A 12607-nucleotide genomic window follows, 5' to 3' on the forward strand; every position below is an offset into this window, starting at 1 on the left:
GGCCAGGACCAGGCCCTGCGCGAGGCCGTCGACGCCCGCAACGAGCTCGACGCCGTCGCATACCAGGTCGACAAGCGCCTCGCCGAGCTGGGCGACGCCGCACCCGCGCACGAAAAGGCACGCGCCGAGATGCTGGTGTCGGATGCCCGGGCGGCGGTCAAGGAAGAGGCAGGCGTGGAGCGGGTGCGGCCCCTGACCTCCGAACTCCAGCAGGTGCTGACAGGGCTGGCGACGCATCAGGGCGGCGCCACCACGGGCGGTCCCGACCAGGGCACCACCGGGGACGGTGCGAGCGGCGGCGGCCCGAGCGGCGGTGGCGGTGACGACGACGTCATCGATGCCGAGTTCGACAAGGACTGAGGAACCGCCATGCCGATCCACCCCAGGGAATCCGACCCGGCCGTGCCGGACCCGGCCGACCCGGCTCCGGAGGGCGCCGTACGCCCTCCCCGCGGGGATCTTCCGCGCTCGGGCCCGCCGACCGGGCCGGGGCCCGACATGGACGAGGAACCCGGCCCTGACGCGGCCGGCGGCCCCGCACCGTCCGAGGACGAGCACACGGCCGAGCTCCAGGAACTCGAGGACCGCTGGCGGCGCGCGCTCGCCGACCTCGACAACCTCCGCAAGCGCCACACCAGGGAACTGGAGCGGGAGCGGACGGCCGAGCGGTCCCGCACAGCCGCCGCCTTCCTGCCCGTCCTGGACAACCTCGAACTCGCCCTGACGCATGCCGGATCCGACCCCGGCGCGATCGTCGAGGGCGTTCGGGCGGTCCGCGACCAGGCGGTGAACGTCCTCGAACTGCTCGGCTACCCACGGCACGCGGAGACCGGCGTCGCCTTCGACCCCGCCCGGCACGAGGTGGTCGGCGTCGTCCAGGACCCCGACGCCCCACCGGGCACGGTCGTCGAGGTGCTGCGCCCGGGCTACGGGGACGGCGAACGGCAGCTCAGGCCCGCCGCCGTGACTGTCGCGAAGCGGGAGTGACCGGTCATGGCACGGGACTTCTACGAGGCGCTGGGCGTGTCACGGACCGCGAGCCAGGACGAGATCCAGCAGGCATATCGCCAACTCGCCCGCAAGTACCACCCCGACGTCAACAAGGACCCGGGGGCGGAGGAACGCTTCAAGGACCTCAACGAGGCATACAGCGTCCTGTCGGACCCCAAGACCCGGGCCCGCTACGACCGCTTCGGCGAGGACTTCCGGAAGGTCCCCGAGGACTGGGAGGAGCGGGTCGGTGCCGGCGCGGGACCCGGGGGCGGCTTCCGCGGTCGGAGGACCGCGGGCGCGGGCGGCCCTCGTGTCCGGTACACCACCGGCTTCGGCGACGACTTCGCAGCGGAGGGCGTCGACATCGAGGACCTGCTCGGCTCGCTCTTCGGAGCAGGCGCCGCCCCCGGCGGCGTACCGGGAGCCGACCAGGAGGCCGAGCTGCCGCTCACCGTCGAGGAGGCGTACAGGGGCGGCCGCCGCACCGTCACGCTTGCCGGTCCCACCGGGCAGCCGCGGCGGTACGAGGTCGACGTACCGCCCGGCGTCACCGATGGGCAGCGTATCCGGCTGGCGGGCGAGGGCGGACGGGGCAGTGGTGACGCCGCTGCGGGCGACCTGTACTTGCGGGTGCGTATCCAGCCCCACCCCCGGTTCCGGCTGGATGGCCGCGACGTCCACGTACAGGTCCCCGTCACCCCCTGGGAGGCGGCCTTGGGTGCGACCGTGCCGGTGCCCACCCCCGGCGGCGGCACGGCCAAGGTCACGGTGCCCGCTGGCTCCTCCAGCGGCCGCCGGCTGCGGCTGCGCGGCGAGGGCATGCCGAACCCGCGCGGCGCGAACGGTGACCTGTACGCCGAACTCCGCGTCATGGTGCCGCCCGCCCTCGGCGACCGGGAGCGCGAGCTGTTCGAGGAGCTCGCCGCCACCTCTTCGTACGACCCCAGGAGGACGTGATGAGCGACCGACCCTCATGGGCGGCGACCGGCGGCCGGGCCGCCCGGGCCGACGCGGGCGGGTGGCCCGTACGGACGAGCGCCGGCTCCACGGCCGTGCGGTACGCGCTCGTCCCCGTGCCCAGGCTGTCCTTGGACACCGTGGCCCGCCGCTCGGGCCTCCACCCCGACCTGGTCCGCCGGTTCGTCGCCCTCGGCCTGGTCGACGCCGAACGCGACGCCGCGGGGCACCTGGTGTTCGACCCTGCGGCCCCGGCGGTCCTCGCCCGCGTCCAGCGGCTGCGCTCCGGACTCTGCCTCAACTACGCATCCATCGGTCTGGTGCTCGACCTGCTCGACCGCATCAGCCTGCTCGAAGCCGCACTGCGCGACCGCGGCAGGAGGAGTGACTCACCCCCATGGACATGAACCGTCTCACCCAGAAGTCACAGGAAGCCCTCCAGGAGGCGCAGACCGCCGCCGTTCGCATGGGCCAGACCGAGGTAGACGGTGAGCACCTGCTGCTCGCGCTCCTCGACCAGGAGGACGGCCTGATCCCCCGGCTGCTGCAACAGGCGGGCGGGGAGCCGGGGGAGCTCCATGCGGCCGTGCGCGAGGAGCTGTCGCGCCGCCCCAGGGTCACCGGACCCGGCGCGGCCCCAGGCCAGGTGTTCGTCACCCAGCGGCTCGCGCGCCTGCTGGACGCGGCCGAGCGGGAGGCCAAACGCCTCAAGGACGAGTACGTGTCCGTGGAACACCTCCTGCTGGCCCTGGCCGAGGAGGGCTCGTCCACCGCCGCCGGACGACTGCTCAAGGAGCACGGCATCACCCGCGACTCGTTCCTGAGCGCGCTGACCCAGATCCGCGGCAACCAGCGAGTGACCTCGGCCAACCCCGAAGTGGCGTACGAGGCCCTGGAGAAGTACGGCCGCGACCTGGTCGCCGAGGCCAGGGACGGCAAACTCGACCCGGTCATCGGCCGGGACGCCGAGATCCGCCGCGTCACCCAGATCCTCAGCCGCAAGTCCAAGAACAACCCGGTCCTCATCGGCGACCCCGGCGTCGGCAAGACCGCCATCGTCGAGGGCCTCGCCCAGCGCATCGTCCGCGGCGATGTGCCCGAAGGGCTGCGCGAGAAGACCGTGTTCGCACTCGACATGGGCTCCCTGGTGGCCGGGGCAAAGTACCGGGGCGAGTTCGAGGAACGCCTCAAGGCCGTGCTGTCCGAGGTGAAGGCCGCCCAGGGGCGCATCCTGCTCTTCGTCGACGAACTCCACACCGTCGTCGGCGCGGGCGCCGCCGAAGGAGCCATGGACGCGGGCAACATGCTCAAGCCGATGCTCGCCCGCGGCGAACTCCACATGATCGGTGCCACCACCCTCGACGAGTACCGCAAGCACATCGAGAAGGACGCCGCCCTCGAACGCCGCTTCCAGCAGGTCCTGGTCGACGAGCCGAGCGTGGAGGACACCATCTCCATCCTGCGCGGACTGCGCGAACGCCTGGAAATCTTCCACGGAGTGAAGATCCAGGACACCGCAATGGTCTCCGCGGCCACCCTCAGCCACCGTTACATCACCGATCGGTTCCTGCCCGACAAGGCCATCGACCTCGTCGACGAGGCGTGCGCCCGGTTGCGTACCGAGATCGACTCGATGCCCGCCGAACTCGACGAGATCACCCGCCGCGTCACCCGCCTGGAGATCGAGGAGGCCGCCCTCTCCAAGGAGACCGACCCGGCCAGCAAAACCCGCCTGGAGGAGCTGCGCAAGGAACTGGCCGACCTGCGCGGCGAGGCCGACGCCAAGCACGCTCAGTGGGAGGCCGAACGGCAGGCCATCCGCCGCGTGCAGGAGCTGCGCCAGGAACTGGAGCAGGTCCGCCACGAGGCGGAGGAGGCAGAACGCGCCTACGACCTCAACCGCGCCGCCGAACTCCGCTACGGCCGCCTCCAGGACCTGGAGCGCCGGCTCGCCGCAGAGGAGGAACAACTGGCCGCGAAGCAAGGGGAGAACCGGCTGCTGCGCGAGGTCGTCACGGAGGAGGAGATCGCCGAGATCGTCGCCGCCTGGACCGGCGTTCCCGTCGCCCGCCTCCAGGAGGGCGAACGCGAGAAGCTGCTGCGCCTCGACGAGATCCTGCGCGAGCGCGTCATCGGCCAGGACGAGGCCGTCAAGCTCGTCGCCGACGCCATCATCCGCGCCCGCTCCGGCATCCGCGACCCTCGGCGCCCCATCGGCTCGTTCATCTTCCTCGGTCCCACCGGCGTGGGGAAGACCGAGCTGGCCAAGACCCTCGCCCGGGCCCTGTTCGACTCCGAGGAGAACATGGTCCGTCTCGACATGAGCGAGTACCAGGAGCGGCACACCGTCAGCCGGCTGATGGGGGCCCCGCCCGGATACGTCGGCTACGAGGAAGGCGGCCAGCTCACCGAGGCCGTACGCCGCAAGCCGTACTCGGTTGTGCTGTTCGACGAGATCGAGAAGGCGCACACCGATGTCTTCAACACCCTGCTGCAGATCCTCGATGACGGCCGCATCACCGACGCCCAAGGCCGCACCGTCGACTTCCGCAACAGCGTGATCATCATGACGTCCAACATCGGCTCCGAGCACCTCCTCGACGGCGCCACCGCCGAGGGGGAGATCAAGCCGGACGCCCGCGCCCTGGTGATGGGTGAGCTGCGCGGGCACTTCCGCCCGGAGTTCCTCAACCGCGTCGACGACATCGTGCTGTTCAAGCCGCTCGGTGAGCGGCAGATCGAACGGATCGTGGAGCTGCAGTTCGACGAACTGCGGCAGCGGGTCGCCGAACGCCGCATCACCGTCGAACTCACCGACGCGGCCAGGGAGTTGATCGCCCACCAGGGTTACGACCCGGTGTACGGTGCCCGGCCGCTGCGGCGTTACATCTCCCACGAGGTCGAGACGCTGGTCGGGCGCGCCCTGCTGCGCGGCGACGTCCAGGACGGCGCGAAGGTCCGCGTCGACGCCGAGCACGCAGAGCTGGTGGTCACCTACGAGCAGCCCGAGGACGTGAAGGGAGCGAGGGCGGCATGAGTACCGTGCAAGCCACCCACGTCACCTGCCCGCACTGCGGGCGCACCAACCGGATACCCGTGGCCGCCGAGGGCCGCCCCACGTGCGGCAACTGCAAACAGCCTCTGCCGTGGATGGCCGACGCCGGCGACGACGACTTCACCGAGGTCGTCGAGCAGGCCACCGTGCCCGTCGTCGTCGACCTGTGGGCCACCTGGTGCGGCCCCTGCCGCATGGTGAGCCCCGCGCTGGAGAAGGTCGCCGCCGATCTCGCGGGAAAGATCAAGCTGGTCAAGGTCGACATCGACAAGAACCCGCGCCTGGCGCAGCGGTTCGAGGTCCAGGCGGTACCGACGCTGTTGGTCCTCGACGAAGGGCAGACCATCGCCCGGCAGGCGGGTGCCGCACCTGCCCCTGCCCTGCGGCGGTGGGTGGAGCAGTCGATCGCGGGCCGCGAACGGGCCGGGAAAGGGTGATCAGCCATGACCGTACGGACCGACCCCCACCTCGCCCTCGTACGCCCGGTCACCCCGCGCGCCCCGGGGTGCGAGGAATGCCTGGCCACGCGTTCCCCCTGGGTCCACCTCAGGCTCTGCCTGACCTGCGGCCACGTCGGCTGCTGCGATTCCTCGCCGAACCGGCACGCGCGCCGTCACGCAGCCGTCGACGGCCATCCGATCGTGGCGTCGCTGGAGCCCGGCGAGGACTGGCGGTGGTGCTTCGCCCATGAGGCGTTCGTGTGATGGCCGGCGACGAGACGCGGCCGGGCGCAGCGCCTGTGCCGGAGGAGGCGGAGGAGAACGTCCCCTTCGAGACCCCCGACATCTACGGCGCCTATCCCCGCCTGTCGGACGACCAGATGGACCGCCTGGCGCAGCACGGCCGGCGGCGCGCGGTTGACGCCGGTGACGTGCTGATCCGGGAGGGGGAGCGGTGCGAGACGTTCTACGTCCTCCTCAGTGGCTCGGTCACCATCGTCGAGGGCTACGGCACGCCCGACGAACGTCTGCTGCGTGTGCACGGCCCCGGCCGCTTCATCGGCGAACTCGGCCTCCTGAACGGACAGGTGGCCTTCTACACCGCCATGGTCAGGGACCCCGGCGAGGTCCTCGCCCTGTCCATGGATCAGTTGCGTGAACTGGTGACCCGGGACTCCATCCTTGGTGATGTGGTGCTGCGCGCCTGCCTGGGCCGCCGTGCGCTGCTCGTCGGGCAGGGCGCCGGTTTCCGCATCATCGGCTCGCGGTATTCGCCCGACACCCGGCGGCTGCGCGAGTTCGCCGCCCGCAACAGGCTGCCGTACCGCTGGATCGATCTGGAGACGGACGAGGAGGCCGAGGCGCTGCTGCGCCGCTTCGCGGTCGACCCGGAGCAGACGCCGCTGGTGATCTGGCGTGACACCACCCTGCTGCGCAATCCGAGCAACGCCGAACTGGCCCGGTTGATCGGCTTGCCGCCCCTGCCGTCGGGCAACGGCCGCGGCGATCTCCTCATCGTCGGCTCCGGTCCGGCCGGTCTCGCCGCCGCGGTGAACGCCGCCTCGGAAGGCCTCGGCACGACCGTGGTCGAGGCGATGGCCACCGGCGGCCAGGCCGGGACGTCCTCCCGCATCGACAACTGCTTCGGCTTCCCTTCCGGCATCTCCGGCGCCGAACTCACCGAGCGTGCTGTCCTCCAGGCGGGCAAGTTCGGCGCCCGGATCAGCGTCCCGGCGGAGGCGGCCCGGCTCGAACGGCGGGACGGTCACTACGCCGTCGGGTTCGCCGACGGCAGCGAGATCACCGCCCGTACCGTCGTTCTGGCCACCGGCGCTCGCTACCGCCGCCTCCAGGTGCCCGGCATCGAGCCGTTGGAGGGAGCGAGCGTCCACTACTCGGCGACCGTCTACGAGGCCCAGCAGTGCCGTACCGACCCGGTGGCCGTCGTCGGCGGCGGCAACTCCGCGGGCCAGGCCGTGCTCTTCCTGGCCGGGTTCGCACCGCAGGTGTATCTGCTCGTCCGTGGGCCGAGCCTCGAGTCGCACATGTCCCGCTACCTGATCGATCAGGTCGAGCGCCACCCGCGGGTGCGCGTGCTGCTGCACACCGAGATGACCGAGGCACTCGGCGACAAGGTGCTGGAGGCGGTCACCGTGGTCGACCACCGTACGGGCGAGCACCGCCACCTCGCGGTGCGGGCCCTGTTCGTCTTCACCGGCGCCGACCCCCACACCGAGTGGCTGTCCGGGGCGCTCGCCCTCGACGCGCGCGGCTTCGTGCTCACCGGCGCGGAGGCGCAGGCCTGCTCCGTCCCCGAACTGTGGCAGAGCCAGGGCCGCGACTGCCTGACGTTGGAGACCGGTCTGCCTGGCGTCTTCGCCGCCGGCGACGTCCGCAGCGGCTCGGTGAAACGCGTGGCCTCCGCGGTCGGCGAAGGCGCGATGAGCATCCACTTCGTGCACCGCTACCTGGGCCTGGGCCACACGGCCGCGCCCGGCGGCACCGACAGCTCCCCGCATACCCGTCGGAAGGAGTCCGCTTGGCTCGCATGACACCCAGCGGACGACGAGATCACGAGAAGGAGGAGGAGGAGGCGATGGGAATGACCACGCCCGTCAGGCGCCACCGCGGTGGCGCAATGCAGGACAGGCCCGTTGGCTGGGCACGCAATCCGCTGACGGAGTTCGACCAACTGCTCAGCGAGATGAGCGGACTGATCGAATCCACGGTGGGAGGCGCGGCGCCCGCGGTCGCGTGGACGCCTCTGGCGGATGTCACGGAGTCCGACGACGCCTTCCACATCGAGATCGAACTCCCCGGCGTCAAGAGCAAGGACATCGACGTCGAAGCGAACGGCCAGGAGCTGGTGGTCACCGGAGAGATCAAGGAGAAGGAACGCAAAGGCGTCCTGCGCCGGAGCACTCGCCGCACCGGAGCCTTCGAGTACCGGCTGCGGCTGCCCGGAGAGGTCGACACCGAAAAGATCAATGCGCAGATGTCGGACGGGGTGCTCACCATCACCGTCCCCAAGGCCGAGGTCGCAAAGCCCCGGCACGTCGAGATCAGCGAGACGAGTGAAAGCACCGGGAGCAGCGGCTGAGACGCGAACGCCGCGGTTCCGGACATCCGTCCGGCGCCGCGGCCGGGCCGGCGAGGCTCGACATTCGGGGTGACTCATGAACGACGTCCCGTATCACAACCCCTCACGGCGGCGGAGACTCGGCACGCGGCTCCCCACCGGCTTCCTTGCGGCGCCGCAGACGCCAGGCGCGCAACAGCCGAAGGGGGAGCAGACCCAGCGGTGCTCGCCGGCCCATGTCCGCCTGGTCCTCGCGGTCGAACGCCCGTGCGTAACGCTCGGCGTCCTGGGCCGTCGGATATCGCTTGCTTCCCTCCGCTCCGCACCCACGCTCGCAGTGCCAGAGCATCGTGTCGTCCTCATGGAGGAAGCGAAAACGGTGTCCCAGAAGGTGGCAGCGCAGCACAGAAGACCACCCTATGCGGACCGGTCCATTCCGGCCTGTTCTGTCCCTCTCCAGGCAACATCCCAGGGCCCTGAACGAGGAGGCATGGCATGACCACCACCGCCGAACTCGGTGTCGTCACCACCAAGGTCCCCGCCCGGCTTGACCGGCTGCCGTGGTCCCGATTCCACTGGCGGATCGTCATCGGTCTGGGAACCGTCTGGATTCTGGACGGACTCGAAGTGACGATCGTCGGGGCCGTTGCCGCCCGTATGACCGAGCCGGGCAGCGGCATCAACCTGACCAGCGCCGACATAGGCACTGCCGCCGCCATCTACGTGGCAGGCGCATGCGCGGGTGCTCTCCTGTTCGGGAGACTCACCGACCGCTACGGGCGCAAGAAGCTGTTCATGCTCACACTCGGCATCTACATCCTCGCCACCGTCGCGACCGCGTTCGCCCACGACGCCTGGTACCTCTACCTCGCCCGCTTCATCACCGGAATGGGCATCGGCGGAGAGTACGCCGCGATCAACTCGGCCATCGACGAGCTGATTCCAGCCCGCAACCGCGGGCAGGTGGATCTGGCCATCAACGGCAGCTACTGGGTCGGTGCCGCGCTCGGCAGCCTGGTCGCCGTGCTGCTTCTCAACGAGAGTCTGCTGGCAGACGACCTCGGCTGGCGGCTGGCCTTCGGCCTGGGCGGCATCCTGGGCCTGGGCATCATGCTGGTACGCCGCCATGTGCCGGAGAGTCCGCGCTGGCTGTTCATCCACGGGCATGAAGCCGAGGCTGAACGCATCGTCGACCGGATCGAGGCCGAGGTGCGCCAAGAGACCGACCGCGAGCTGCCGGAACCGGGCGAGGCGGTCACCGTACGGCAGCGCGACGTCATTCCGTTCAGGGAGATCGCCGGCGTGGCTCTGCGGCGGTACCCGCGTCGCGCCGTTCTCGGTCTGGCGCTCTTCGTCGGACAGGCGTTCCTGTACAACGCGATCGTCTTCGACCTGGGCACGATCCTGAACGGCTTCTTCGACATCGGCTCCGGCTCGATCCCCTACTTCCTGGCCCTCTTCGCCATCGCCAACTTCCTCGGACCACTCCTTCTCGGCCGACTGTTCGACACCGTGGGCAGAAAGCCGATGATCGCGGGCACCTACTTCGGCTCGGCAGTCGTGGCGGCCGTCCTCGCCGTCCTGCTGGTCAACGGCTCGCTGACGACATGGTGGTTCTTCCTGCTGGTCTCGCTGACCTTCTTCGTGGCGTCCGCGGGAGCGAGTTCGGCCTACCTGACGGTGAGTGAGGTCTTCCCCATGGAGACCCGAGCCCTGTCCATCTCGCTGTTCTTCGCGATCGGCACGGCCGTGGGCGGAATCACCGGCCCGCTGCTGTTCGGCCACTTGATTCACAGTGGCGATGCGGACCTGGTGGCCATCGGCTTCCTCGTCGGAGCGGCAGCCATGGCACTCGGCGGGTTGGCCGAGGTCTTCTTCGGTGTCCGGGCCGAACAACAGTCCCTGGAGAACATCGCCCGGCCGCTCACCGCTGAGGAAACCGAGGCAGCCTGGCGCAACGATCCCGCGCCACAGGACGCACGAGACCGCCGCCGGCCCGAGCACGTCCGGCAGGCCGCGGCCGAGCGGGAACAGCGGATCGCCGACCGCACCGCCCGCCGCCGGGAGCGGGAGCGCGTTGGAGCCCGCCGCTACCGCCCGGGCACCGGGCCGGGCAGCAGGATGTACTCGCCGGGGATGGCCGGCACCGCGGGCACGGCAAGCCGTACGTCCGCCATGGCCGAACAACGCCTCGACGACGAGGTCGAACAGATCACCCACACGCTCCAAGAATCCGGCCCGACGAGCCGCGACCAACTCGAACAGGCCGTGGGCGGCCGTTCCTGGGGCCCCGGACGCTTCCGCCGTGCCCTGCGTGAGTCCGAGCGGGAGTCCCGGGCCAAGAGCCTTGCGAACGGCAGCTACGCGCCGGCGGACGGACCCGGCCGGCCCGAGAGCGCACAAGGGGGACCCCAGGACCAGCGGTGACCAGGCAGAAGGAGGCAGCGATGAAATACGACGGATTCCTCGCCCATGTACGCGAGCGAGGCGAATACAAGGACCAGGACGAAGCCGCGGACGTCACCAACGCCGTGCTGGAAGTGCTGGCCCAACGGATCAGCCCGGGAGAGGTCAAGGACCTCGCATCCCAGATGCCCGGCCCGCTGGGACAGGTTCTGGACCATGCCACGCCGCAGCAGGCGCAGAGCTTCGGGATCGAAGAGTTCTACCGCCGGGTCGCCGAGCGCACCCATGCCCGGCCGCGTACTGCGCAGTGGGACGCCAGCGCGGTCCTGACCACCGTTGCCGACGCTGTCACCGGCGGAGAACTGAATCAGATCATCAGCCAACTCCCCTCCAGTTACGCGGTCCTGTTCGGCAAGGCCGACCTCGCGGACTGAGCCCGTGAGGCGCCCAGAACGAAAGGCCCACGAAAATGGTTGATACAGGTTTCTCCTCGTTCGACACCATGGTGGACAAGGCCAATCGGCTCCTCAAGGACGTCGAGGAGGCTTTCGAGTGGCCCAAAGAACGGCGTAGGCAGTCGTACGCGGCACTGCGGGCCGTGCTGCACCCGCTTCGGGATCGTCTTCCGGTCGAGACGGCCGTACAGTTCGGCGCCCAACTGCCGACCCTCGTCAGAGGTGTCTACTACGACGGCTGGAAACCGGCCGAAACGCCCGTAAAGATGAGCAACGAGGAGTTCCTCGCACGGGTCCGGAGTGAATTCCCCTATGCGGTCGAGGGTGGCAGCGAGAAGCTGGTGCGCACCGTACTGAAAACTCTGGAGCGCCATGTGAGTGCCGGCGAATGGCAGCACCTCAAATCCCGGGTGCCGAACTCGTTTGCCGCGTTCCTGCCGTGAAGGAGGTCATGCTCCTGCGGTCACGGATCAGGGGGCTGCCACTCGTCAGGGGGCTGCCACTCGAACATCAAGATCGTGGCGTCGTCGCTGAGTTCGTTGTGCTGATGCTCGAGGATGGCATGGATGAGCAGGCGCAGCACTTCCGGGGCGCTCTGCCCTGCTGCGGTCGACCGGATGATGTAGTCGGTAAAGCGCCCCAGGCCGAACTCTTCGCCTGCCTCGTCGCGTGATTCCACGACGCCGTCTGAGTAGAGCAGTACTCGGTCACCGGGTTCGAGGTTGACGTCGTGCATCTGACGGGTGGTCCCGGCGAGATTGGCGGGCATGCCCAAAGGAGGCTCAGGTGGCCGCTCCAAGGCCTTGTGGAGCAGGCGGTGGCGACGGATGAGCAACGGAGGCGGGTGGCCGCAATTGCACCAGCGCAGCACACCGGTGGGCATGTGCAACTGGGTGAAGACACCCGTGCAGAACTGATCCGGAAGCCACTTCGCCAACGCATCGTCCATGGTGCCCACGAGTTCGTTCAGGTCTGCCCCGCTGCGCCGGGCGTTACGGCAGCCTGCCATGGCGACAGAGGTGGCAAGACCGGACGCCAGATCGTGCCCCATGCCGTCAAGGACTGAGGCGTGCAGAACCTCCTCGGTGAACGCATGGTCGAAAGCGTCGCCGCCCAGTTCGTACGCAGGTTCCAGAACCGCCGTCGACACGACCCGCCCGGTGCCGATCGACCGGGGAGGGAGAAATGCCCTCACCATCTCCGTGGGCAGGTGCATCGGCCTGGTGCGCATGCGCTGCGCGATGGTGTCGCTGTAGGTGCGCTTGGACGTGATGATCAGTGCGAGGAGCAGCGCCGCCGTTCGGCAGCGCCGTAGCTTGAGCCCGTCCAGGGTGCTCATGTTCAGCTCCACGACACCCAGCCGCTCCGCTCCGTCGGCCAGGGGCAGCCACATGTTCAGCCCTCCGGAGGGGGTTTCTTCCACTCGGAGAGAGTCGGTGCGGTAGGCCCATCCGGCCAGCGAAGTGTCGAGCTCCAGTTCCGGCTCGCCTTCGACAAACGGCACCAGCAGTCGTTGCTGGATGTCGACCAGATAGACAACGGCCCTGCCCAAGCCCATGGCCTCGGTATACCGGTTAAGGACCACGGGCATTTCCGCAGGTGATGCCAGTTGGGCCGCCCTGACCAGTTCATCCAGCAGCCGCTCCCCGGACCCGACGGACACGTTCCTGTCCATGCCTTCGATGATCCCTTCGAGGAGCATTTACGATCTGAACTCTCCGAC

At 69.6% G+C, this 12607-nt stretch carries 13 protein-coding genes; 12 read left to right on the forward strand and 1 reads right to left on the reverse strand.

Annotated features, from left to right (window positions below; genetic code table 11):
- The 12 genes from ACFTZL_RS29890 to ACFTZL_RS29945 all read left to right on the forward strand — a co-directional run.
- Positions 1 to 360 (forward strand): Hsp70 family protein (locus ACFTZL_RS29890; protein WP_382588780.1); only part of this gene is annotated, 360 nt, incomplete at its 5' end.
- A 9-nt stretch (positions 361 to 369) separates the two neighbouring features.
- Positions 370 to 987 (forward strand): nucleotide exchange factor GrpE, encoded by a 618-nt coding sequence (gene grpE, locus ACFTZL_RS29895; RefSeq protein WP_382588782.1) that lies wholly within the window; start codon positions 370 to 372, stop codon positions 985 to 987.
- Between the two features lie 6 nt (positions 988 to 993).
- Positions 994 to 1950 (forward strand): DnaJ C-terminal domain-containing protein, encoded by a 957-nt coding sequence (locus tag ACFTZL_RS29900; protein ID WP_382588784.1) that lies wholly within the window; start codon positions 994 to 996, stop codon positions 1948 to 1950.
- Complete coding sequence (locus ACFTZL_RS29905) at positions 1950 to 2357, forward strand: chaperone modulator CbpM (RefSeq protein WP_382588786.1); 408 nt, start codon at positions 1950 to 1952, stop codon at positions 2355 to 2357. The genes ACFTZL_RS29900 and ACFTZL_RS29905 overlap by 1 nt, the downstream gene beginning before the upstream one ends.
- Positions 2348 to 4987 carry an ATP-dependent chaperone ClpB gene (gene clpB, locus ACFTZL_RS29910; protein ID WP_382588788.1) on the forward strand — a complete coding sequence of 880 codons (2640 nt, stop codon included), beginning with the start codon at positions 2348 to 2350 and terminating at the stop codon, positions 4985 to 4987. Before ACFTZL_RS29905 ends, clpB begins: the two co-directional genes overlap by 10 nt.
- Positions 4984 to 5442, forward strand: coding sequence for a thioredoxin (gene trxA, locus ACFTZL_RS29915; RefSeq protein WP_382588790.1), 459 nt, complete (start codon positions 4984 to 4986; stop codon positions 5440 to 5442). The genes clpB and trxA overlap by 4 nt, the downstream gene beginning before the upstream one ends.
- Positions 5443 to 5448: 6 nt before the next feature.
- Entirely contained in the window at positions 5449 to 5709 is a 261-nt protein-coding gene (locus tag ACFTZL_RS29920; RefSeq protein ID WP_382588792.1) for a UBP-type zinc finger domain-containing protein, read from the forward strand.
- Positions 5709 to 7496, forward strand: coding sequence for an FAD-dependent oxidoreductase (locus ACFTZL_RS29925; protein WP_382588794.1), 1788 nt, complete (start codon positions 5709 to 5711; stop codon positions 7494 to 7496). The genes ACFTZL_RS29920 and ACFTZL_RS29925 overlap by 1 nt, the downstream gene beginning before the upstream one ends.
- Before the next feature lie 86 nt (positions 7497 to 7582).
- Positions 7583 to 8044 (forward strand): Hsp20/alpha crystallin family protein, encoded by a 462-nt coding sequence (locus ACFTZL_RS29930; RefSeq protein WP_382588795.1) that lies wholly within the window; start codon positions 7583 to 7585, stop codon positions 8042 to 8044.
- Between the two features lie 474 nt (positions 8045 to 8518).
- Positions 8519 to 10450: an MFS transporter gene (locus ACFTZL_RS29935; RefSeq protein ID WP_382588797.1), complete on the forward strand. Its 1932-nt coding sequence runs from the start codon at positions 8519 to 8521 to the stop codon at positions 10448 to 10450.
- A gap of 20 nt (positions 10451 to 10470) precedes the next feature.
- Complete coding sequence (locus tag ACFTZL_RS29940; protein ID WP_382588799.1) at positions 10471 to 10863, forward strand: DUF2267 domain-containing protein; 393 nt, start codon at positions 10471 to 10473, stop codon at positions 10861 to 10863.
- A 35-nt stretch (positions 10864 to 10898) separates the two neighbouring features.
- On the forward strand, positions 10899 to 11327 hold the full coding sequence (locus ACFTZL_RS29945; protein WP_382588801.1) for a DUF2267 domain-containing protein: 429 nt from the start codon (positions 10899 to 10901) through the stop codon (positions 11325 to 11327).
- A gap of 20 nt (positions 11328 to 11347) precedes the next feature.
- Here the strand turns inward: ACFTZL_RS29945 and ACFTZL_RS29950 are convergent, their stop codons facing one another.
- Positions 11348 to 12559, reverse strand: a complete 1212-nt coding sequence (locus ACFTZL_RS29950; RefSeq protein WP_382588803.1) for a PP2C family protein-serine/threonine phosphatase — start codon at positions 12557 to 12559, stop codon at positions 11348 to 11350.
- Positions 12560 to 12607 lie beyond the last annotated feature (48 nt).

Source organism: Streptomyces sp. NPDC056948 (assembly GCF_042674225.1).
In the GTDB taxonomy this organism is placed as follows: Bacteria; Actinomycetota; Actinomycetes; order Streptomycetales; family Streptomycetaceae; genus Streptomyces; species Streptomyces purpurascens.